Annotated in this window: 18 protein-coding genes and 5 tRNA genes; 8 read left to right on the top strand and 15 right to left on the bottom strand. The window is 43.3% G+C overall.

From position 1 onward, the window contains the following. Positions 1 to 71: 71 nt before the first annotated feature. Positions 72 to 2,168, bottom strand: coding sequence for a TonB-dependent siderophore receptor (locus L1D37_RS00425; protein WP_239846470.1), 2,097 nt, complete (start codon positions 2,166 to 2,168; stop codon positions 72 to 74). Between the two features lie 560 nt (positions 2,169 to 2,728). Here L1D37_RS00425 and L1D37_RS00420 point away from each other — a divergent pair. Beyond that, the gene (locus L1D37_RS00420; RefSeq protein ID WP_076651207.1) at positions 2,729 to 4,033 is read left to right on the top strand and encodes a dicarboxylate/amino acid:cation symporter; all 1,305 of its coding nucleotides are present in this window, start codon (positions 2,729 to 2,731) and stop codon (positions 4,031 to 4,033) included. 173 nt (positions 4,034 to 4,206) lie between these two features. On the opposite strand, the gene L1D37_RS00415 is transcribed toward L1D37_RS00420, so the two are convergent. The 3 genes from L1D37_RS00415 to L1D37_RS00405 form a co-directional block, all read right to left on the bottom strand. Then, positions 4,207 to 5,592 (bottom strand): sensor histidine kinase, encoded by a 1,386-nt coding sequence (locus L1D37_RS00415; RefSeq protein WP_239846469.1) that lies wholly within the window; start codon positions 5,590 to 5,592, stop codon positions 4,207 to 4,209. After that, entirely contained in the window at positions 5,589 to 6,254 is a 666-nt protein-coding gene (locus tag L1D37_RS00410; protein ID WP_017630134.1) for a response regulator transcription factor, read from the bottom strand. Before L1D37_RS00410 ends, L1D37_RS00415 begins: the two co-directional genes overlap by 4 nt. 80 nt (positions 6,255 to 6,334) lie before the next feature. After that, positions 6,335 to 6,808 (bottom strand): NYN domain-containing protein, encoded by a 474-nt coding sequence (locus L1D37_RS00405; RefSeq protein WP_004731130.1) that lies wholly within the window; start codon positions 6,806 to 6,808, stop codon positions 6,335 to 6,337. Between the two features lie 266 nt (positions 6,809 to 7,074). Between L1D37_RS00405 and L1D37_RS00400 the strand changes: the two genes are divergently transcribed. Beyond that, complete coding sequence (locus L1D37_RS00400) at positions 7,075 to 7,617, top strand: DUF4174 domain-containing protein (protein ID WP_239846468.1); 543 nt, start codon at positions 7,075 to 7,077, stop codon at positions 7,615 to 7,617. A 30-nt stretch (positions 7,618 to 7,647) separates the two neighbouring features. Here L1D37_RS00400 and cobA read toward each other — a convergent pair whose 3' ends face one another. From cobA to L1D37_RS00345, 11 genes are all read right to left on the bottom strand, one after another. After that, positions 7,648 to 8,418: a uroporphyrinogen-III C-methyltransferase gene (gene cobA, locus L1D37_RS00395; RefSeq protein WP_239846467.1), complete on the bottom strand. Its 771-nt coding sequence runs from the start codon at positions 8,416 to 8,418 to the stop codon at positions 7,648 to 7,650. A gap of 296 nt (positions 8,419 to 8,714) precedes the next feature. Next, on the bottom strand, positions 8,715 to 9,530 hold the full coding sequence (locus tag L1D37_RS00390; protein ID WP_017062558.1) for a formate/nitrite transporter family protein: 816 nt from the start codon (positions 9,528 to 9,530) through the stop codon (positions 8,715 to 8,717). 123 nt (positions 9,531 to 9,653) lie between these two features. After that, the gene (gene nirD / locus L1D37_RS00385; RefSeq protein ID WP_239846466.1) at positions 9,654 to 9,977 is read right to left on the bottom strand and encodes a nitrite reductase small subunit NirD; all 324 of its coding nucleotides are present in this window, start codon (positions 9,975 to 9,977) and stop codon (positions 9,654 to 9,656) included. Positions 9,978 to 9,992: 15 nt separating this feature from the next. Then, positions 9,993 to 12,551: a nitrite reductase large subunit NirB gene (gene nirB, locus L1D37_RS00380; RefSeq protein ID WP_086714084.1), complete on the bottom strand. Its 2,559-nt coding sequence runs from the start codon at positions 12,549 to 12,551 to the stop codon at positions 9,993 to 9,995. A gap of 678 nt (positions 12,552 to 13,229) precedes the next feature. Next, a tRNA-Cys gene (locus tag L1D37_RS00375) sits at positions 13,230 to 13,303 on the bottom strand. Positions 13,304 to 13,368: 65 nt separating this feature from the next. After that, a tRNA-Leu gene (locus tag L1D37_RS00370) sits at positions 13,369 to 13,455 on the bottom strand. A gap of 63 nt (positions 13,456 to 13,518) precedes the next feature. Beyond that, positions 13,519 to 13,605: transfer RNA gene (locus tag L1D37_RS00365), tRNA-Leu, on the bottom strand. Positions 13,606 to 13,685: 80 nt separating this feature from the next. After that, a tRNA-Gly gene (locus L1D37_RS00360) sits at positions 13,686 to 13,761 on the bottom strand. A 37-nt stretch (positions 13,762 to 13,798) separates the two neighbouring features. Beyond that, positions 13,799 to 13,872: transfer RNA gene (locus tag L1D37_RS00355), tRNA-Cys, on the bottom strand. 199 nt (positions 13,873 to 14,071) lie between these two features. Then, entirely contained in the window at positions 14,072 to 15,517 is a 1,446-nt protein-coding gene (viaA, locus tag L1D37_RS00350) for an ATPase RavA stimulator ViaA (protein WP_132788140.1), read from the bottom strand. A gap of 12 nt (positions 15,518 to 15,529) precedes the next feature. Then, positions 15,530 to 17,185 carry an ATPase RavA domain-containing protein gene (locus tag L1D37_RS00345; protein ID WP_017632334.1) on the bottom strand — a complete coding sequence of 552 codons (1,656 nt, stop codon included), beginning with the start codon at positions 17,183 to 17,185 and terminating at the stop codon, positions 15,530 to 15,532. A 287-nt stretch (positions 17,186 to 17,472) separates the two neighbouring features. On the opposite strand from L1D37_RS00345, the gene L1D37_RS00340 reads away from it, so the two are divergent. From L1D37_RS00340 to L1D37_RS00315, 6 genes are all read left to right on the top strand, one after another. Further along, positions 17,473 to 17,988, top strand: a complete 516-nt coding sequence (locus L1D37_RS00340) for an NUDIX hydrolase (protein WP_239846465.1) — start codon at positions 17,473 to 17,475, stop codon at positions 17,986 to 17,988. Positions 17,989 to 18,005: 17 nt separating this feature from the next. After that, entirely contained in the window at positions 18,006 to 19,010 is a 1,005-nt protein-coding gene (ltaE, locus tag L1D37_RS00335) for a low-specificity L-threonine aldolase (protein WP_239846464.1), read from the top strand. Between the two features lie 89 nt (positions 19,011 to 19,099). Further along, positions 19,100 to 19,417: a cytochrome c gene (locus L1D37_RS00330; protein WP_239846463.1), complete on the top strand. Its 318-nt coding sequence runs from the start codon at positions 19,100 to 19,102 to the stop codon at positions 19,415 to 19,417. A gap of 270 nt (positions 19,418 to 19,687) precedes the next feature. After that, the gene (locus L1D37_RS00325) at positions 19,688 to 19,942 is read left to right on the top strand and encodes a hypothetical protein (RefSeq protein WP_239846462.1); all 255 of its coding nucleotides are present in this window, start codon (positions 19,688 to 19,690) and stop codon (positions 19,940 to 19,942) included. Between the two features lie 97 nt (positions 19,943 to 20,039). Continuing rightward, positions 20,040 to 21,662 carry a response regulator gene (locus L1D37_RS00320; RefSeq protein WP_239846461.1) on the top strand — a complete coding sequence of 541 codons (1,623 nt, stop codon included), beginning with the start codon at positions 20,040 to 20,042 and terminating at the stop codon, positions 21,660 to 21,662. A 174-nt stretch (positions 21,663 to 21,836) separates the two neighbouring features. Continuing rightward, on the top strand, positions 21,837 to 22,430 hold the full coding sequence (locus tag L1D37_RS00315) for a response regulator transcription factor (RefSeq protein WP_239846460.1): 594 nt from the start codon (positions 21,837 to 21,839) through the stop codon (positions 22,428 to 22,430). Positions 22,431 to 22,465 lie beyond the last annotated feature (35 nt).

Genomic DNA, 22,465 nt, shown 5'->3' with positions numbered 1-22,465 from the left:
AGAATCACGAAAGGGGAAAGTCGAAACTTTCCCCTTAGCATTTAGGCTACCAATAGCACCCTACTAACAAATTAGTATTTTACCTGTAAAGTCGCCATGTAGTTGCGGCCTTCGCCGATTACTACGTCTTCTGCAAATTGGTGGCTCGAAGACGTTGAACCACCACCCGCTAGGTATTCTTTGTCAAATACGTTCTCTACGGTTAGACGAGCAACGAAGTCTAGAGAATCGTCGTACTTAAGCGTATACGCTGCACCCATATCGACACGAGCATAGCCATCTTTCTTGAAAGTGTTCGCACTGTCACCGTAACGAGAACCTTCGTAGATAAGGCCTAGGTTAACATCAACTTCGTTTGTTGCTGCGTAAGTAGACCAAACGCTTGCTGCAAACTCAGGTACGTCAACTGGGCGGTTACCTTCATATGTTTCATGGTTAGTGATTTCAGCATCTAAGTACATTGCTGAGCCAGACATAGAGAATTTTTCAGAGATAAAACCTTGCGCGGCTAACTCAGCACCACGGTGAACTTGTTCGCCACCTTGTGTCTTCGTCCAATCGCCTGATGAAGTGTCTTCTACATCCATTGAGATGTTTTCTTGGGTAATATCGAATACCGCACCAGAAACGAATAAACGTTCGTCCATCAGTTCCCACTTAGTACCAACTTCGTAAGAAACACCCGTTGCGGCATCAAGAAGTTCGCCATCGTTGGTGTAGTTACGGCTACCGCTAGAGACAACACCTTGTGGTTCAAAGCTTTCAGAGTAAGAAGCGTAAATACTACCGTTTGATGCTGGGTGGTAAATCACGCCAAGCTTAGGTGCTACGTTTTCTTCTGCAACGCCTTCACTTACTTTACGGTCGAAACGAGCGCCCGCAAGAACTTGCCATTCGTCATTGATAGTAATCAGATCTTGAATGTAGAAACCCCAAGTATCGTAAGTGCTCATCTTACCTAGCGATGTTGGACCCACTGACGGTGCTGGTACCGTTGCATCTGGTGCATATTCGCCGCTGCTAAAGCGATCCATACCACGATAGTAGCTGTAGCCTAACCAGTTCGCGCCAAACAATAGTTGGTGCTCTGTGCCAGCAAGATCAGCGGTTGTCGTTAGGTCGACGTAAGCTGTTCTGAAACGCCATTTATCGTGACGGTAGTTACCACCTTGAGTTACCGTACCGGTACCATCAGGGTTCATATTTTGAAAGCTTGGGTAGCTTTCCATATCGATACGTTCAAAATCTTGGTAGTTGAAACCTGTTTTTAAAGACCATGTGTCAGTCAGGTTAGCAGCAATATCAAAACCTACGTTCTCAACATCGTTTTCAATCTGTGACCACTGTGCATCCCAGATGTGCTTGTCGCTTCCCACTCGGTTGCCGTCTAGTGTGTATAGTGCACCAGAATCTACGCTGCCTTCGTCGTTAGTCTTGTCGTAGTGAACAGAAACCATTACGTCTTCAGTTACATCGTAATCAACGAATACACCACCAACAAAACGCTCTGTTTGTGGTTCAGTACCGTCGCCGTATGTTCTCCAAGAGCCGTAGCTTTCTTTAGATAGAATTGCACGACCACGTAGCGTTTCTGCATCGTTCAGGGCGCCACTTACGTCTAGAGTTGTACGAGTATGATCATTCGAGCCGATGTCTTGGCTTAAGCTTACTTGTGTATCATAAGTAGGCTTTTTGCTTACCATGTTGATCAAACCACCTGGTGCAGAAATACCGTAAAGAAGACCAGAAGGTCCTTTAAGTACTTCAACACGCTCAAGTAATTCGATTGGCTGACGATAGTGAGACCAATGTTGCTGGCCATTTTTAAGGAAGCCTGAAGAGCTTTCTACTGAGAAACCACGTAGAGAGAAACGCTCACGGTTACGGCTTGTACCACCCGCACTTACACTCGCGTCATTCTTAAGAACGTCACCTAGCGTTGTTGCACGCTGTTCATCGATGATTTGCTCATCGATTACTGAAACTTGTCCCGGAGTCTCTAATTGAGTCGCCTCCATGCGCATTGCTGTTGTGTTCGTGTCGGCTTTGTAACCGTAGTCACGACCTTCAACAACCATGTGCTCGTCTGTTTTTACTGTTTCTGCCAATACTGCTGGTGAAGCTAATACTGCGCCGATCACTAAAGCCAATGGGCTCTTTGAAAACATGTCCTTTACTCCGCTTTTATTCTTTTAGACGAACACTTTGTTATTTATTCGATGTGTTCGCTGAACCGTTGCCGGTACCACTGAATTATTTCGGGAGTGAATATAAGTGATAACTATTACCATTTGCATTAAATTTACATTCTTTGCATTCGTAAAGTTTTGTAAAGGCCTATCGGCGAGCCATATTTGGAGAGTTCAACAAAACCAATTCAATACAAATAGTTAAGGCTCATGGACATAAATCGAGTGGTTATCTTCACCGAATTTTTTGAAACAACGGTATTTGTTCAGTCAATTGAAGACGTGAAGATCGATAAGAAAATCATCTCTTCTTATTTACTACCTTTGAAACGACAAATTTATGTATAAAACCCTCGATAGATGTAAATTAATGGTGAATTATTTTGTTTTTATTTGTTTAATTTACACAATTATCAGTGATTTTGATCACATCTATAATTCCAAACTCATTTTTTGTTTTTCGAATTGATTATCCGACTGCTAATCTCCTGCTCACTTTGAAAAGGTATCAAAGTTATAAATAATAAGGAGTGTTCTAAATGAATACCAAGAAACCTATGTCTCTGACTGGTCGAGTAATCCTCGGTATGGTCGTAGGTATATTCACGGGATTTGCCATTCAATCCCTTTTTGCAGAAAGTGGATTTGTTAATAACTACATCGTTAACGGACTCTTTGAAGTAGGCGGACAAATTTTTGTCGCCAGTTTAAAAATGCTTGTTGTCCCACTAGTCTTCGTTTCACTAGTGTGTGGTACAAGTTCTCTTAAAGACTTATCAACCCTTGGCCGTATGGGTGGCAAAACGCTTGCACTTTATATCGGTACTACAGCCGTTGCTATCACTCTAGCACTTACTATCGGTAACCTGTTCCAACCTGGAGCTGGTGCGGATCTTACTGCTGCGAGCTCTTTCAAATCAGCTGATGCCCCTTCTCTGGGCCAAGTAATCATCGACATGTTCCCAACCAACCCTATTCAGGCGATGGCTGAGGGCAAAACGTTACAAGTTATCGTATTTGCAGTGTTGTTTGGTATCGCAATCAGTGCAGCGGGCAAACCCGGTGAACGTATCGCTGCAGTTTTCTCTGATCTAAACGAAGTGATCATGAAGCTAGTTGCGCTACTAATGAACCTTGCTCCTTACGGTGTATTCTTCTTAATGGCGAAACTGTTCTCTGGCCTTGGCTTGGGTGCGATTTGGAACCTAGCAGAATACTTCTTAGTACTTGCAGGTACCCTACTGTTACACGGTCTGGTTACTTACAGCGCAATGCTTAAAGGATTCACAGGTCTTAGCCCGATTACGTTCCTACGTAAGATGGAAGATGCAATCATGTTTGCATTCTCAACAGCATCTTCAAACGCAACGATTCCAGTAACAATGGAAACGGCGAAAAACCGCATGGGCGTAGACAACAAAGTAGCGTCTTTCACAGTACCACTAGGTGCAACTGTGAACATGGACGGTACTGCTATCATGCAAGGTGTTGCGACTGCGTTTATCGCACAAGCATACAACATCGACCTTTCAATGGGTGATTACCTAATGGTTATCCTAACGGCGACACTGGCGTCTGTAGGTACCGCAGGTGTTCCTGGTGTTGGTCTTGTTATGCTAGCGATGGTATTGAACCAAGTTGGTCTACCGCTTGAAGGCATCGCTCTAATCATGGGTGTTGACCGTCTTCTTGATATGATTCGTACCGCTGTAAACATCACAGGTGATAGTGCCGTATCTATCATCGTAGCGAAGTCTGAAGGTGCTCTTGATGAGTCTCGCTTCAACGACCCAGCTGCCGGCGAGAAAGAAGAAGAAGTTAAGCTAGCACGCCAACAGGCATAATCTTGCTTCTCTGACGCTCTTGCCTTCGAGCTAAGATGTAATTAATGGCTACACCTTAACTCACAAGAAAGCGCATAAACAGAAACGCCACTGCAAATGCAGTGGCGTTTTTTATTGAGTATCGTTTTTTAATTTGTATTCGCTATTAACTATCTCTAAAAAAAGTACTTAAGTTACTCGTCGATTGGGAACATAAGATTGACCCTGAGTCCCCCACCTTCTCTATTATCAGCAGTAACGTGCCCATTCATCACACCCATCGCTTCTTTAACAATCGCAAGCCCTAGGCCGTAACCACCAGACTGTTTGTCTCGAGCTGACTCTATGCGTGTAAACGGGTCGAATATACCTGCAATCTTGTTATCAGGAATGCCGTCACCGTCGTCTTCTACAGATATGACACTGTAACGTTTATCTATCGTTTGTTCATACGTAGTAACGACAACATGAGCATGTTCACCTGCGTATTTAATTGCGTTACCGACCAGATTGCCAATCACTCTTAAAAGTAGCCTTTCATCAACATTGACCATCGATGTTGGCGTTAGTAAATCACCAACTAGAGTTTGGTTCGGCTTCAAATCGCTTTGCATCTGAGCAATCAGCATCGAGCAATAGTGTTCAAGGTGCATTAAAGTTAATTTGGAATCATAACGAGACGTTTCTAGTCGGCTGAATTCGAGGATCTCCCCCACCAGCTTATTCATCTCTTCTGTTTCACTTTCCATCCGTTCAAGTAATCCAATGCTCTTATCATCAACCTTACTTCGCAATAAATGTAATGCGAGGTTTTGTCTTGCTAATGGCGTTCTAAGTTCATGTGAAACATCACGAATCAAACGGCGCTGCTTTTCGGCCAATGATTTGATTTCAAACGTCATGTGGTCGAAGTCATGAGCGAGTTCATTAAATTCTCTCGTCGTTGAGTCGAGTTCAGAGACCACACTCACCGAGAAGTCCCCTTGTGCGAGCCTTCGACTGGCCTCTCTTAAACGATCGAGTGGCTGTTGCAGGCTTTTCGCCATAATAATAGAGAACAGCGACAACACGATCAGAGCAATCACGGCTTTCAACATGTACGAATACGGAGCAAAGGATTTAGCTGGGTGAAATTGATGAGGTAGTTGAATCACCAGTGTTTTACCGTTGTCCAGTGGCAAACCAAAAATAGGCTTACTCACACGATCACTGAGTTGATGATCTAAGGTACGCAGGTACTTAAGCTTAAATTCGAAGTGCGGATGCATGTGTCGATGTGTGATTGGACGGTTATCTTTATCAATAACAAAGAGATAATAGCGCTGAGCATTACCCCAATCGGCAAGCTCATCCATGTCACCTTCTTCAATCAGCACGTTAGCTTGATAAGCGAGATCGAGCATTTCAGCTTTGACGGATTCTGGCACCTTCAGTAAGGCCTTCATCAAGGCTCTTTCGGCCACACCTTGCAGGATCAAAATGCTCACTAGAATCACTGTCAGGTAACTAAACAGTTGAAAGGTTAAACCATCTTTTCGCTTGGCGATAAAATCTGGGCAGCGTATCAGTTTGGCACTCATGCGCCGACAGACTCTAGGTAGCTGTAACCTTTACCACGAACGGTCTTGATGTGTTGTTTAGACAAGCCGGCTTGCACCAATTTTCGACGGATATTACTGATGTGCATGTCTAAATTACGGTCAAAGGGGCAAAGCTCTTTCTTCAAAACATGAATTTGAAGATCGGATTTAGAGACAACGATACCGTCATTTTTGATTAGATAATCAAGCAGATCTTTTTCAGTGCCCGTTAACGGTAAACGAGAGAGCTGTTCACACAAGCCATGGTTTGATGAGGCTAAAGATTGTCTCTGACGCTCAAAGCCCACTCGGCGTAAAATCACCTTAATACGAGTTAGGAGCTCAGGAACATTGAAAGGTTTGGCGATATACTGGTCGGCGCCCGCTTGGTAGCCATCAAGCATTGAAGCGTCATCATTAAGCGCGGTCAACATAAGAATAGGAGTAGCAAAACGCTGACAAATGCGTCTTGCTACTTGAATACCGCTTAGGTTTGGAAGCATTACATCGAGTAAAACTAAATCGACAGGGTTCGATTGAATAAACTCAAGCGCGGACTCACCGCAGTGAACAGTATCAACGTGATACCCCTCATTTTCTAACACTTCACCCAATAATTCACACAACTGAATATCATCATCAACAACTAAAACGCGCGACATCATACAAACCGATAAATAATAATAGTTTGCATTTTAATTATCGTTATTATTGATTTCAATTATAAAATGAGAGATTAACCCTAAAGAAGGAAATCTTTTTCAATCGGTACAAATTTTGAGGCAGAATCGATAAGATTTTGAGCAGTTAATCCCGGAACACCGTACACCTCGACAGGCTTACCAAAACGTTCCTTGATTCGCTCTACGAGGATTTCAAAATCACCGTCTCCAGATACCAGAACGATCGTATCAACCGTTTCAGCGAGTTCTATAGCATCCAAAGCGATACCAACATCCCAGTCACCTTTTGCACTGCCATCTCGGCGCTGGATAAATGGTTTTAACTTTACATTAAAGCCGACACCTCGAAGGATATGATGAAATTGACGCTGTTTAGGATCTTGGCTAGAGATTGCGTAAGCATTGGCGGCAACCACGTTACGCCCTTCCGTGGCAACATACCAAAACTGGTTATAGTCGAAGTTAGAACGGTATTTATCGCGAGTCGTGTAGTAAACGTTCTGAACGTCGACCAAAATTGCTATGTTTTCCATAAATTCATACCTTTAGATTTTCCGTATACCCTATTCTATTCAATTGTAAAATGCGAGTCGCTTTACTCAATAAAAATGAACCTGTTGGCTATCGTTAACGTAAATCTGATTATATTTAGTGGTGACCTAAGCACCTTTGGCGTAAACCTAACTATGCTTAAAACAAGTCGATTTTTTCTGCAGTTAGATGGCGTCTTGTTTCGTGAGCTTCATTCTCGTCACAACTGAATCGTACTCAGGCTTAGCGTATTAAAAGGAGGTTGGCTATGCTACACCGACAAACACACAAATCGTGCACAAGCATGGAAACATCCAAAGTGGCACAAGCAGTCAATCGCTCGAACGTTTGGTCTCATGTTTTAAAGGTTCTAACTATCAGTACGGTGTTAATCATGAGCTTAACCATCAACTCAGTGCTTGCCTACCCAGCTTATTCTCATTCCAGTCCACTCCCACACCGAAGCGTCATATATTTCGCGCCAACAGAAGACTCAGTGGTCAAAGAGTTTCTAAACGAAGTGTTGATCAACAACTGCCAATTGGACGAACGTGATGTGGTTATCATGGTGATTGCAGAGAGTGGCTACACCGTACCCACTTGGTTAGAAGAAGAGTTTAACTTAGAGGCAGTAACCAGCGTTTATGAGATCCCTAAAGGGTCACACACTGCGGTATTGATTGGTAAAGACGGAAAAGAGAAGCACAGATGGAACGGTAAGACAGACTGGCAGAAAATCACCAATATCATCGACGAAATGCCCATGCGCCAACAAGAAATGCAGCGGCAAAGTAGCCGCTGCAGTATTTAACTCTATACAAATCGATCAAGTGTGACTTGGTTACTTGTTAAACCAATCGAGTTTTTCATGAAGCTGAGCCACGCTGCCAACAACGATCAAAGCCGGGCTTTTAGCGACGCTCGCAAGGTTAGCCAAATCACTCAATCCACCTCGATACACCTTCTGCTCTTGGCGTGTTCCGTTTTCAATAATCGCTACAGGCATGTCTGCTCGCATACCGTTATCAAGCAAGTTCTTCTGAATATTCGGGCTCTCTTTTAAACCCATGTAGAACACGATCGTGTGATTGTGTTGCGCAAGAGATTGCCAGTCGATATCTTCGCCATCTTTCTTTAAATGACCGGTAATAAACTGAACGCTTTGCGCGTGGTCACGGTGAGTCAACGGGATGCCCGCATAAGCCGTAGCACCAGCGGCTGCCGTGATACCAGGAATAACTTCAAATCTCACATCATTCTCAGCCAGAGTTTCACACTCTTCCCCGCCACGGCCGAAGATAAACGAGTCACCACCTTTCAGGCGTACTACATGCTTATTCTCTTGGGCTTTAGTGACCAATAATTGGTTAATCTGATCTTGCGGCACGCAGTGATGATCAAGCTTTTTACCCACATACAGCATTTCTGCTTCTGGGTTAGCCATCGCCAAGATATCTTTTGATACCAAGCGGTCATAAACCAAAACGTCTGCTTGTTGAATCACTCGTGCTGCTTTTAGCGTAAGTAAGTCTGGGTCGCCTGGACCTGCACCTACCAATGAAACAAATCCTTTGTTTACTTCTTTAACATTCGATGACGATACTTCTGACATGCTGTGCTCCGAAGGTTTGCTTGTTTTATCTCAAGCTTCAATCTATGTGATAAGTCACTGTATTCATGATGACTTATCCAAATCCTTAACCCTTAGACTATCAGGTGTTGATATAAATATTCAGTTTAAATACTAACGAAGATAGAAGTAATTATAACAAAACGATCTATTGCAGGTATTTTACTCAATAAGAATCAAAACCTTGGTGATGGATAAGGCGTTTGAACTAAAAAAGCCCCAAACACTTCGTTGGGGCTTTCAATCTCATACTAAATTACGTTTCACCGTATTCAGAATTACTTAGCGCCTAGAGAAGGAGCTGTTTTAGCGTGAGTTAGGTATAGAGGAACACATGTCATTAGTAGACCACCAACGATGTTACCTAGGATTGTTGGGATAAGGTTGAAGTTCAACCATGTCGCGATACCGAAGTCAGCGCCAAGAATCATACCCAGTGGGAATAGGAACATGTTTACTACTGTGTGCTCAAATACTAGTGCGAAGAAGATGAAGATTGGGAACCACATCATTGCTACACGGCCAGACACAGTACGCGCTGTCATGTTACCAATCACACCTAGACATACCATTAGGTTACAGAAGATACCGCGTACGAAACACGTGATCCATCCGTCCATACCCATGTTTTCAAAACCTAAGCTACGGCCTGTAGAAACAGCAATGAACTTTTGAGCAACAGCGTTTGGCTCTAGAGAGAAGTTACCTGTTAATGAAACAGCCACTAGGAAAGCAACAATCAAAGAACCAATAAGGTTACCAAGACCAACAATACCCCAACAACGTAGGATACGGCCCCAAGTAATGCCTGGGCGGTTGTCGAATTTAGCTAAAGGGGCAAGGCCGAAAACGCCAGTTACTAGGTCGTAACCCATAACACTTAGAATAACGAAACCAACTGGGAACACTAGTGCACCAACAAGGCCAATGCCTGTTTGTACCATTGCTGTAATAGCAACAACAACCGCTAGAGACAGGATGATACCAGCCATAGTGCTTCGAATCAGAAGATCGCGAGTACTTGTTTTCGTTTTCGCTTCACCCACATCAATCATCGTTTGAACGAATTCAGCTGGTTTGTAATCAGGAGACATAATGTTGTCCTTAAAAAAGTAAAATTAAAAGTTAAAATTGGATAGGAAAAGGCTCTAGTTACCGAGTTAAGGCAATATCGAGAACTAGAACCCTTGAACTATCAAATCTTACTCATCCAAAGATTAAGCAGAGATTTCTACAGCACCTTTGGTAACACGAGCTTTGTACGCTTTTACGTTGAAGTTCTCGTCTTCCATGCACGCACCTGTTGTCAGGTTGAAGCGTTGCTTCTTGAGCGGGCTTGCCACCCAAAGCTCTTCTTTGTGCTCTACAATCAGACCACGTGATAACACGTTAGACTGGAAGTAAGGGTCTGTGTTGCTAATCGCGAATACTTCTTCAGCCTTAGTTGGGCGGAAAATAGCTACTTGCTCACCACCAACCAACGCACAAACACCTGTACCTGGGATAATGTCTTCGATCTTACAAACTTTGGTAAATGCCATGATGTCGTCTCCCAATTAAACCAGTTCAACGTGAAGGATATCGCCCTTCGCTTCAGGGTGTTTCTCAGTGAATGTCGCTGGACGGTGTTGTTCACGGCCATCATCAACAAACACAACGTTCTCATCACGGTCATCAGCGTTGATGAAGTGTGCAAAGCGCTTAAGTTGAGCTTCGTCGTTGATTGTATCTGTCCACTCACAAGCAAAGTTATCTACTAAGCCAGCAATGTCAGTTTCAAGTTGATCATTGATACCAAGCTTGTTGTCTACAATCACTTCACGTAGGTAATCAACACCACCTTCTAGGTTATCCATCCATACCGAAGTACGTTGTAGCGGAGCAGCCGTGCGGATGTAGAACATCATGAAACGGTCGATGTATTTGATCAGCGTTTCTTGGTCTAGGTCGCTTGCCAGTAAGTCTGCGTGACGAGGTTTCATACCACCGTTACCACACACATACATGTTCCAACCTGCGTCAGTTGCGATGATACCTAAGTCTTTACCTTGAGCTTCAGCACACTCACGAGTACAACCAGACACACCAAACTTCATCTTATGAGGAGTACGGATGCCTTTGTAGCGGTTCTCGATCATTACGCCTAGGCCAACTGAATCTTGAACGCCGTAACGACACCAAGTAGAACCAACACATGTCTTAGCCATGCGAAGTGCTTTTGCGTAAGCTTGACCTGTTTCGTAACCTGCAGCGATTAACTTCTTCCAGATAGCTGGTAAGTCATCTTTCTGAGCGCCGAATAGACCGATACGTTGTGCACCCGTGATTTTGGTGTACAGGTTGTATTCTGCAGCAACATCAGCAAGAACGCTTAGTGCTTGAGGGGTTACTTCACCACCCGCCATACGAGGGATAACAGAGTAAGTACCGTCTTTTTGCATGTTACCTAGGAAGTTATCGTTGGTATCGTGCAATTTCACTAGTTCAGGCTTAAGGATGTGCTCACCCCAGCAAGAAGCGAGGATAGAACCCGCTAGAGGCTTACATACTTCACAGCCGTAGCCTTTACCGTATTTCTCTAGTAGCTCATCGAACGTTTTGATTTCTTCGATGCGAATTAAGTGGAAAAGCTCTTGGCGAGAGTACGCAAAGTGCTCACACACGTCGTTCTTCACTTCAACACCAGCTTTAGCTAGCTCAGCGTTTAGTACCGAAGTCACTAGTGGAATACAACCACCACAACCAGTACCTGCGCCTGTTACTGCTTTGATATCACCAATGGTGTGGTGACCTTCAGCAACCGCTTGAGCGATTTTGCCTTTAGTCACATCAAAACAAGAACAGATAACTGCAGATTCAGGAAGCGAGTCTGCGCCAAGTGTTGGCTTTTCAGCGCCAGCGTGTGCAGGAAGAATCAGTGCATCTGGGTGTTCTGGTAGGTCGATTTCGTTCAGCATAAGCTGTAGAAGATCACCGTAGTCAGATGTATCACCAACCATTACCGCACCAAGAAGCTTCTTGTTATCTTCAGAAACGATTAGGCGCTTGTAAACTTCTTGTTCTTCGTTTTGGTAAACGTAACTCTTACAGCCAGGAGTACGACCGTTTGCATCGCCGATAGAGCCTACTTTCACGCCTAGAAGCTTAAGCTTCGCAGACATGTCAGCACCTTCAAATGTGCTTTCGTTGCCAACAACGTGGTCAACAGCAACTGTCGCCATTTTGTAACCAGGAGCAACAAGGCCGTAGAACGTTTGGTTCCAAGACGCACACTCACCGATTGCGTAGATATCTTTGTCTGTCGTTTGACAGTGATCGTTAATTTCAATACCGCCACGAGGTGCAATACCTAGACCCATTTGACGAGCAAGTTTGTCTTGAGGGCGAATACCAGCAGAGAATACGATGAAATCAGTTTCTAACTCTGTACCGTCTGCAAAGCGCATTACGTTACGAGCTTCAGTGCCTTCAGGAGCAATCTCAAGCGTGTTCTTGCTTGTATGTACGTTAACGCCCATACGTTCGATTTTTTGACGAAGTTGGTTGCCACCCGCTTGGTCAAGCTGCTCAGCCATTAGCTTAGGAGCAAACTCAACAACGTGTGTGGTTACACCAAGTGCTTTAAGTGCGCCTGCCGCTTCAAGGCCAAGTAGACCACCACCAACAACAACACCAGACTTAGAGTTCTTAGCCGTAGCTTCGATAGCTTTTAGATCTTCAATTGTGCGGTAAACAAAACAGTCTTTACCTTCGTTGCCTTTGATTGGCGGTACGAATGGGAATGAACCTGTAGCAAGGATGAGTTTGTCGTATTGGATTTCACGACCAGTGCTTGAGTAAACTGTTTTCTTTTCACGGTTAACGTTAATAGCACGTTCGCCGATCAGCATGTTGATGCCGTGTTTCTCGTAGAAGCCTTCTTTAACTAAAGAAAGTTCGTCCGCAGTATGGTGTGAAAAATAAGAAGAAAGGTGTACACGATCATAGGCTACGCGAGGCTCTTCACAGAACACCGTAATGTCCATGTTAGCAACATCTGTCTTCTCGACTAAATCTTCGATATAGCGATGACCGACCATCCCGTTACCGATTACGACTAGCTTCATCTTGCTCATAAGAATTCCTGAAGGTTATATATTTCTTAACTGAGCGAATAATGAATTATGAAAGAAAATGAAAATATGATGTAAATCAATTACGAAATCGAACTACCCAAAAGGGGTAGAACAAAAGAGGTAGAAGTGGCTAATTTTACGCCATAGCAAACGAATAACCATAGGTATGATAAGGTTTAGAGGCGTTTTATAGGCAATTTCACACACAAGTATGCTTGTTGTAATATTTCACAATAGACTAGCAACAACGCAAGTAAATGACAATCATTTTCATTTGCAGTCATAAGAAGTGTAATAACTCATGAAAGCGTTACAGGTTCATGAGCAACTGTGTATAAATGTGAAGAACTGGATGACCAAAAATACAGTCGTCCCGCTCCCCTCCCCATCAATTCCATTTACAAATCGCACACTCGATTAACTTGGGTTGTGTTGCTGAGTTAGTAACAGTGTTCTTCAAACAACCTTCTCAGAAATACGTTTGGCCAACTCATACAACTTATGCAATAAAGCGCCTTGATAACGCAGAACTCCGTAAAGCAGAGCTATCAGATTGAGTCATCTAGCCAGAAGTGGGATTCAACGAATGGACGGCGTTAGAAATTAGGAAGCGGGAAGAAATGGCATTTCAGATAGCAAAAAGGCCAGCATTTCTGCTGGCCTTTCAACTTTGAATAGTGGAGGCGCCTCCCGGAGTCGAACCGAGGTCCACGGATTTGCAATCCGCTGCATAGCCACTCTGCCAAGGCGCCTTCAATAGTGTTTTAAGAGAACAACTCTTTTGAGCATCACCAATAAAAGGTAACAATCAAATAGATGGTGCCCCGGGCCGGACTTGAACCGGCACAACGCGAACGTCGAGGGATTTTAAATCCCTTGTGTCTACCAATTCCACCACCAGGGCACGCAATTCTTTATTGCGATGCCGATTACTGAAAAGTAAAACACCATCTTAATTACAAATAGATGGTGCCCCGGGCCGGACTTGAACCGGCACAACGCGAACGTCGAGGGATTTTAAATCCCTTGTGTCTACCAATTCCACCACCAGGGCACGCAATTCTTTATTGCGATGCCGATTACTGAAAAGTAAAACACCATCTTAATGTCGAAATGAATCAACATTACAAAATTTGGAGCGATACATCGGGTTCGAACCGATGACCTCAACCTTGGCAAGGTTGCGCTCTACCAACTGAGCTAGTATCGCATTTTCATTCAGCTTCTTTCTAAAATGAAAGAGAGAATGGAGGCGCCTCCCGGAGTCGAACCGAGGTCCACGGATTTGCAATCCGCTGCATAGCCACTCTGCCAAGGCGCCTTTTTAATTCAACACTTTAGAGACTTAAGCAAGCTGCTCCGCTGTGTTCGGGTGCCTACTTTACGGATTGAGAGGAGATAGTCAAACAAAAAAGTGAATTTAAATTCCGTTTGCTGACATTTAAATCAAATTGCTGCATGTTCGATCTCTTCTATCAAAAAACACACAACAAAATGGATTCAATTTAAGTGTATTGGCGTTACCACTTCTTCATGAAACGACCAACTAAGCTTGGGTGATATGCCCAACAATGGTCAAACATGGTCATGAGTTGAGGGTTACCGTACTTAGATAAGCTCACTGCATGGAAACGGTTTTTGTGCTCTTTCAGCTTTTCGACTTGAGCGATCATCTCGTCTGACTGCTTAGGCGCAATAAAATCAGAAAGCACAATCAAATCTGCGTTTTTGTACTTATCACCCGTCATTAAATCAATCGACTTCATCAGCACAGGTTCTAAATCCGTACCGCCGTGGAATGAGTAACTTAAGAAATCACTCGCCTCACGCAAGCCATCTTGTCGCGTTAGCTCATAGGTGATCTGCTCAGAAGAGAAAAGAATCACGTAGCAGTCTCGTTCTTCCGCGAGAGCGATTTGCATCAAAGCATAAGCCATTGCTTTGGCAGATTGCTCAGGGAACCCGCTCATCGAGCCTGACGCGTCGACACAAACGATAAATGGGCCTTTTTCGATATCAACGTTCTTGCTATCCGGTTTTTGCGCCTTCACTTTACGTAACGTGCGAGATTTACCCTGCGAACGGTAGCTGAGTAAGCGCTTGTCGGCCAAATGCTTATAGAAGATAACTTCGAGTTCGGGATAAGCTAGGAACATGGTCTCATTTGGCAACATCTTATTGAGGTCATCACTCTCGTGAATCCCGACAATATCATCAACCGCTTCATCGCTTTTCTCTTCGACCATCTGCAGTTCTTCTACAGGGGCTTTGTGCAGCGAAGGATCATCTTCCTCACCAGCCATACGGCCAAGTTTTTCGGCGATCTCTTGTAGGCCTTTATGCTTATTTAAGAATTCAGCATGGCGCTTCATTACTGTTAAGTCAGTTTTACTCAACTTAGCCGATGCCATATCCCACAAGCGCCCTACGCTACCTTCATCACCAGATTCTGTCACTTTATCCATGTTTTTCATGGTTTCCATTCGCTGGTATAGATCGGCTAAGACTTTCTCTTTGCTGGTTTCAAGTTCGGTAACTTGCGCTTGCTTGATCGCGTCGGACAGTGATTGATACCACTGATCGCAGAAATAGTGCGGGAACATCGCATTGTAAACGCCCTTGTTGTGTTCCATCAGGCGTCTGGCTTGAAGGTAAAACGCTGAGTGCCACTCCAATTTTTTGATGACACTATCAATCTCATCAAAAAACTGAGGCTCATCCCAATGAATAACTTCTTGGTAAAGTGCGATTTCTTCTTGGAATCGGTCGGTCTCACACACCTTGGTGACGCGTTTTTTAACTTTACCGCGCCATTTTACCAAGTGGTTTTTTACTGACGTTTTTACGCCTTTATTCTCAGCCGCCATCATGACCTGAGAACGAGCGATGAGATCATTCATCGCTGTATCTATGATGCCTGAGTCAGCAACCATTAAAGCAAGGTTTAAGCCGTCTGCTCCTAACATACTTGTCTCCCCTTACTCGAAGTACTGACTCATAAACTTAATGCGTTGTGCGATCTTGCTGCTCTTCACCTTTGTGGTTTCTAAGTCTTGTGTAACCGCCTGTAAGCTTGATTCCATCGCTTTAGGGAGCTCTGGGTCAATGTAGTTATGAGGTAACGCATCATGGAACTCAGTACGCACTCGTTTCAACTTGAACTCGGCCTCTGTAAGTTGCTCTAACGCTCTCTCTGCGCCAGTTAGCCACTTGTTGTAAAGCTCTTGGTCCAAACCGTCAGTTGTCACCACACTAACTAATACCGAGCGATTCGCGATATCTTTAATAACCAATTGGTTCGATGCATCAAGATCCAACTTCAAGCGACACAAATTTTTGTTTTCGTTCACGTAACCGTAAATGTCGCCATGACCTTCTTTAAGCACACGGTCAAAATCGTCTTTGGCGACGTACACCCAACGACTATCACCTTTCTCAGATTCAGACACTGACATGTTGCTTTGCAGCAGAACCAGTTTCACTAAGTTGTACGCGCTACCCACGCTGTACATCTTCGCGTTCTTGATATCGTTCTGGTAAACGTCTTTACGTAGCAAGCCACTGGTAGACTCCATCGATAAAGACACAGACAGCGTCGATTCAACGTCGTCCTGAATTTCTTCAAGCTCCTCACGAGACATTTCGATTTGCGCTTTTGATTCTTGCTGATCGAACGCACGGTTCAATGCAAAGTCTTTAACCACGCTACGAACCACATCACGTGATTCAGGGCTGTGCCATAAACAATCTTGCAAAAGCATGATATCTAGTGGGTTTACGCTGTCTCGACCGCTAAAGAAGGCACTCGCTTTCAATAGCTTAACGGCTTTCTTCCAACGCCTATCCGATACGTACAAATCAGACTCTGATGCTGAACCTTGCTTCTTAACTGTTTCCTCAAGCATGGTTTTCAGTTCATACAGCTTGTTAAACGAGTTATCGGTCAGCTCTAGCTTGTCGAGCTCTTTCTGCCATTGATGGTATTCAATGTCAGTGATCGCCAAACCTTTTGGAATCACAGCTTCTTGAGACGTGCCAGTCGTCAGCATCGATTTGAAGTTTTGCTTGTTTTGAATACGGTTTACAAACACGCGAACCAGCATACGGTCATAAAGCGCTTCTAAGCCGCTGTCTTCGTCTGGGAGTTCATTAGAGGCAGAAACCAACAAGCGCATTGGCACACGCTCAATGTCGCTGCCGTTTTTGAAGGTTTTTTCGTTCACTACAGTAAGCAGTGTGTTTAGGATTGCAGGGCCTGCTTTCCAGATCTCATCAAGGAACACAACTTGTGCTGTTGGTAGGTAGCCTTCGGTCAGCCTTACATAGCGACCGTTGTCTTTTAATTCTTGGATACTTAACGGGCCGAACACTTCCTCTGGCGTTGAGAAACGTGTCATCAAATATTCGAAATAGCTGCTATTGTCAAAAGCTTGAATTAGGCGTTTAGCGATAAGACTTTTTGCGATGCCCGGAGGGCCTAATAGGAATACACTTTCGCCGGCGAGAGCCGCCAGTAAACAGAGCTTAATCGTGTCTTCTCTTTCATAGACACCATCGGATAGAGCATGCGCTAATTTATTGATTCTTTCAGAGAGTAGCGCTTTGTCAGCATGTGAGGAAATAGAAGGGTTCATGCGTTACTCCGGAAATCTTTTAACTGTTGAGAGTGTAGATATGTTTTTATACATTTGTTAGCACTTTGTTACAAGTGTATTTTATTATTGAGTTGCATTTATATCAGATGGTTAGGGTCGTAATTTTCATGTAATCATAGATTCCAAATATGAGAGTAACATCACGAACGGCGTAAAACGAAATCTAAAACTAAACCCAATTTTTCTTTTATTTTCGACACCATAGACGTTATGGTGGTGCACGTCTTCAGTTATCGACAAATTGGCAAGGAATGTGGCCAGACTGCATGAGTAAAGTTATCCATAAATGGAAAAGTATTTCTCTTATAGAAGAGAACGTGACGCTCCCTACGAACGTCGTGGTAAAACATACAACAATCAACCACCCTGGCGCGGCCGTTATTCTTCCTATCACTTCGTCTGGAAAGATTATCCTCATTAACCAATTTCGCCCTTCTCTCAAAAAGTGGCTTCTAGAGTTACCTGCGGGCACCATGGAAATTGATGAGACACCTCTTGAATGCGCGCAGCGCGAACTGGAAGAAGAAACTGGTTACAGTGCAACTTCTTTTCAAAGCTTGGGGCAAGTTACGCCTTTAGCTGGCTTCTGCGATGAGATACAGCATCTATTCGTTGCAAAAGACCTTAGCCTCACTACCCGCTTTGAATGTGACGAAGATGAAGTCATAGAAGTGATCGAACTGAGCTTAGAAGAACTGCACGACAAAATACGACACGATCAAATCACCGATACAAAAACTATCGCTTGTTTAAGTAAAGCCCAACTCTGCGGCTACCTATAACACTCTAGGAGAGAAACATGGACTTTCGTTCTGATACCGTAACTAAACCCTCACAAGCTATGCGCGATGTAATGGCAAACGCAGAAGTCGGTGATGATGTATATGGTGACGACCCAACAGTAAACGAACTTGAGCATTGGGCCGCCAACGAAACAGGCTTTGAAGCCGCTATGTTCACCTCTTCAGGTACGCAAGCCAACCTACTCGGCTTAATGGCACACTGTGAACGTGGTGATGAATACCTTTGTGGCCAACAAGCGCACAACTACAAATACGAAGCTGGCGGCGCTGCGGTACTGGGTTCGATTCAACCTCAACCAATCGAAAACAACCCAGACGGCACTCTTGATTTCAAAAAGCTTGCTGCTGCTATTAAGCCAGACGACAGCCACTTCGCCCGCACTAAGCTTTTGAGTCTAGAAAACACGATTAATGGCAAAGTACTGCCAATGTCTTACCTAGCGGAAGCTCGCGAGTTCGTAAACCAACACGGTTTGCAAATGCACTTAGACGGCGCACGCGTATACAATGCGGCAGTAGCGTTAGACGTTCACGTTAAAGAGATCGCACAACACTTCGATTCGATGACGATTTGTTTATCAAAAGGTTTAGGTGCGCCGATTGGCTCTCTGCTACTCGGTAGTAAAGAGTACATCGCTAAAGCACGTCGACTACGCAAAATGGTCGGTGGCGGTATGCGTCAAGCAGGCATCCTTGCTGCTGCAGCTAAAATGGCGCTGACTGAGAACGTTAATCAACTTAAAGCTGACCACGAGAACGCGAAAAACCTAGCGATTGGCCTAAGCAAGCTTGAGGGCTTCTCGGTTAACCCTGATTTCATCCAAACGAACATCGTGTTCGCTAAGTTAGATGAGTCTGTTGATATCAACCGCATCGCACAAGATTTAGGTGAAAAAGGCATTACTATGTCGCCAGGTAACCCAGTGCGCTTTGTTACTCACCGTGACATTAGCTCAGAAGACATTTCTCGATTCCTAACGGAATTAGAAAAAGCGCTGTAACTCTCAATAAAGTTCTCAGCTATCGCTATTAATACTTGAGCTTCCCCTAAGGGGAAGCTTTACACTCTTGTTTTCACAGGAGTATATACGTGTACAACAAGTCTCTAGCTTTATTCATTGCTACTCTCTCTTTCACACTTCACGCAGAAGACTTTGGCGACCCAGAACTCGGTAAACTGAAATCCCCGAGCTGCGTTTTTTGCCATTCAGTCACCGGCGACAACACGAATCAAAATTACCCTGACCTTAAAGGGCAAGATCCGCTCTATTTGTTCAATGCAATGAAAATGTATAAGAACGACCAACGTGAAGGTGCCTATGCTGACATGATGAAGGCTCAATTAAGTCGACTTTCTGAACAAGATATAAAAGATATTGCGGCCTATTACGCTTCATTGTCCAAATAGCGAACTATTCCATATCGAGAGCGAATAAATAAAACCCATCATCTTTATGTTAATTAATCAGCTCTCTACGTTTGTTAGATATATGAATTAACCAACTCCAATAGGTGGGTGATATTTTTATTAATACCACCCTGTCGTTACTATAAATAAATAACTCACCAACACCCCCTTTTCATGGAAAACAAACTTAACATTGGTCATGAAATTAACTGGCTAAGTAACTACCCTGACGATCAAAGATCTTACCTTGCGAAGGTTTACGTGAGCGTAATGAACGAAGACTTAGAGCAACTAATGAGCGCAAGACCTGAGCGCACAAAGACCTTACAAGTCATACACCGTATGAAAGGTGGCCTTTCATCAATCGGACACTTTTCGCTAGAGCAACAAATAAAAGCAGAAGAGACAGCATTGAAATTAGGAAATAATAGTGTTGAAGAAACCAACCTCAACACTATTAAATTAATTTCACATAGCGTTAATTTAGTTGAAGAATGGCTAGAGATTCATAACGTAGGAAATTAATCGAATCGATGTAGGACTTTTCTTATTTTAACTCAGTATCGATTTTCACTATTTCCGTTTTGTTACAATTAGCTAAATTTGGTCAACAGTTAAAATAATGAATAAAGATATTAAAAAATATACGGTATTGGTTGCAGACGACTCTCGTCTGGTTACAAGCAGTGTAACCACAATCTTGCGCCAAATCGGCTTTGAATCCATATCTTATGCATACAAACCTTTCGACGTGATTCATCAGTGCCGTCAGAACGCGTTTGATATTATTATCTGTGACTATAACTTCCAAACCCAACTGACTGGTTATCAGCTTTTGGAAGAACTCAAGCACGCTCGAATCTTAAAGTCGACCACGGTTTTTATGTTCCTCACGGGCGAAAATGATTACAACGTCGTGCGTTCAATCGTTGACTCTGACCCCGACGATTACCTACTTAAACCGTTTAACAAGCAGTTCTTTATCAAACGAATATTTTCAGCCCTCAATCGAAAATTGGTCCTTGCACCAATCTTTGAAAAGTTAACTGAATTCGATTTTTCGGGCGTTGTACGCGAGTGCGATGAGCTCCAACCATTTCATCCTGAATACTCAAAGCTTATCCGAAAATACAAAGCCTCTGCCTTATTGAAAAGTAAGCAATTTAATAAGGCTCAGGAGGAGTATGAAAGCCTGCTCGAAGAAGATGACTTAGATTGGATCAAAACAGGCCTTGCAAGTACGCTCATTGAAACAGACCAAGTGGATGAAGCAAAAGAGATACTCAGCCTAGTTAAATCAAAGAAAAACAACCCCTACTTTCACGACGAAATGTCGAACATATATTCGATTGAAGACGACCTACCCAACGCTATCGACCACTTAAAACAGTCAGCGATGTTACTGGATGCGGGGGCGCACCGTGAATTAGTGATCGCGAATTTATCTATCGCTGCAGAAGCATATCAAGATGCCTTCACCTATATGAAAAGGTATTACGAAAAAAACATCAATACGTTCCGTGGTGGGTTTTATACCAAGATTAACTACATGCGTACGTTTCTTTACAAGCAACCGCTTGGTGGTTCAATAAACCTCTTTGAAAGGCAGCTTGCTTCGTACAATTCGATTCTCAACGATATTAGCAAAACACCAGAGCTTATTCTTCAGGACAAACTGATTTCTGCTCACATTGCATTGATCAAAGGCGACCTAAAAACAGCAACACTCAGTATAAAACAAGCGTTGAATTATACTTCTGATTTCCACTTTTATGACTTCTACCACCTCTGCTTCTTATTAGAACAGTGCTCTTTCTTGAGCGAAACGCCAACATTCGTAAAAAGATTGGAAGACAGCATTAATCAAGACCAACACCCAAGTATTATTCGTAGCCAAATTCATATGCTTAATGGTTTTAAGGAACGCCTACAGATCTCACAACAGCAATTGAGTAATATCCGCAAAGAGATGGTGTTAATGAAATCGTCAGATCGTTTAACGAAAGACAAGCACCTTGATTATTATTTAGACATTCACGACCTTTTACCACACTCAAAAAAGACCTGTTTGGCAATAATCAAACTTTCAGCTTTGCTGAGCTCGCCCTATGAAGGCAAGCACGATATTCGTATCAAAATTAACAAGTGCAATGACGTATTGGTTAACTTACACACAAAAGAAGAGCTAAATAGTATCAATTACAATCAAATCTTGTATAAAGCCCGTGGTAGAGCCACCTATTAGTGACGCTAGTTTTCGGGAGAGCAATGAGCTACCCCATACTTAAACAACATGATTTTCAAAATATTAAAATGTCATTTTCACCCTAACTACTTTGTTTTTACATAGAATTATTGCCTATCACAATCTTAGAACTCAAAGAGACAGGATGTCACACAGCAATATTTTAGGTGACTTATGAAAAATCAGAACGTTCTAATCATAGATGAACAACCGCTTTATCGTGAAGCCCTTGCAGAGTTGGTGATGGACTCGTTAGAGGTAGACGATCTGCATAAAACCAGCGATACCGAAACAATTTTAAAGCTCGTGAAAAGCCAAAGCATTGACTTGATTGTTCTTGATGTGACCTTGGCAAACAACGATGGTATGAACCTCGCTAAAATAATCAAAGCACACGGTTATGAAGGAAAGCTACTGTTTGTTTCTTCCTCAGATAGCTCAAGCTTGTCAGAGGCGGCTCAATCACTTGGTGCCAATGGGTTCCTGAGTAAAAACGAAAGCCATGAATCCATTCGCTTCGCTCTATCCAGCATCATGAAAGGTTATTCGTTGTTCAAATCAGACCAAAAGAACAATGGCAAGAACACAAAGCTTTCGAACAAAGAAGCGATCGTGTTTCAGTATCTGATTCAAGGGCACTCGAACAAGCTTATTTCAGAAAAACTGTCTCTAAGTGCCAAGACTATTAGTACCTATAAAACACGAATCCTAAACAAGTACAGAGCCAATTCCATCGTTGAACTGGTCCAACTGAACGATGCACTTTAGCCTCTTAGCTCACTTTAACTTAACCTCGCTGAAAT

The organism is Vibrio sp. Isolate33 (assembly GCF_022397895.1).
GTDB lineage: Bacteria > Pseudomonadota > Gammaproteobacteria > Enterobacterales > Vibrionaceae > Vibrio > Vibrio pomeroyi.
The sequence above is the reverse complement of the archived record's forward strand: the minus strand, read 5'-3'. Positions and strand labels throughout refer to the sequence as shown.

Coding starts and splice junctions, on each gene's coding strand:
- L1D37_RS00410 (WP_017630134.1), bottom strand. CDS start 6,254: ATGTCGCGCGTTTTAGTTGTTGATGATGATATTCAGTTGTGTGAATTA.
- cobA (WP_239846467.1), bottom strand. CDS start 8,418: ATGTCAGAAGTATCGTCATCGAATGTTAAAGAAGTAAACAAAGGATTT.
- nirD (WP_239846466.1), bottom strand. CDS start 9,977: ATGGCATTTACCAAAGTTTGTAAGATCGAAGACATTATCCCAGGTACA.
- L1D37_RS00325 (WP_239846462.1), top strand. CDS start 19,688: ATGAACGAAGACTTAGAGCAACTAATGAGCGCAAGACCTGAGCGCACA.
- L1D37_RS00340 (WP_239846465.1), top strand. CDS start 17,473: ATGAGTAAAGTTATCCATAAATGGAAAAGTATTTCTCTTATAGAAGAG.
- nirB (WP_086714084.1), bottom strand. CDS start 12,551: ATGAGCAAGATGAAGCTAGTCGTAATCGGTAACGGGATGGTCGGTCAT.
- L1D37_RS00405 (WP_004731130.1), bottom strand. CDS start 6,808: ATGGAAAACATAGCAATTTTGGTCGACGTTCAGAACGTTTACTACACG.
- L1D37_RS00315 (WP_239846460.1), top strand. CDS start 21,837: ATGAAAAATCAGAACGTTCTAATCATAGATGAACAACCGCTTTATCGT.
- L1D37_RS00320 (WP_239846461.1), top strand. CDS start 20,040: ATGAATAAAGATATTAAAAAATATACGGTATTGGTTGCAGACGACTCT.
- L1D37_RS00390 (WP_017062558.1), bottom strand. CDS start 9,530: ATGTCTCCTGATTACAAACCAGCTGAATTCGTTCAAACGATGATTGAT.
- L1D37_RS00345 (WP_017632334.1), bottom strand. CDS start 17,185: ATGAACCCTTCTATTTCCTCACATGCTGACAAAGCGCTACTCTCTGAA.
- L1D37_RS00400 (WP_239846468.1), top strand. CDS start 7,075: ATGCTACACCGACAAACACACAAATCGTGCACAAGCATGGAAACATCC.
- L1D37_RS00415 (WP_239846469.1), bottom strand. CDS start 5,592: ATGAGTGCCAAACTGATACGCTGCCCAGATTTTATCGCCAAGCGAAAA.
- L1D37_RS00420 (WP_076651207.1), top strand. CDS start 2,729: ATGAATACCAAGAAACCTATGTCTCTGACTGGTCGAGTAATCCTCGGT.
- ltaE (WP_239846464.1), top strand. CDS start 18,006: ATGGACTTTCGTTCTGATACCGTAACTAAACCCTCACAAGCTATGCGC.
- L1D37_RS00425 (WP_239846470.1), bottom strand. CDS start 2,168: ATGTTTTCAAAGAGCCCATTGGCTTTAGTGATCGGCGCAGTATTAGCT.
- viaA (WP_132788140.1), bottom strand. CDS start 15,517: ATGTTAGGAGCAGACGGCTTAAACCTTGCTTTAATGGTTGCTGACTCA.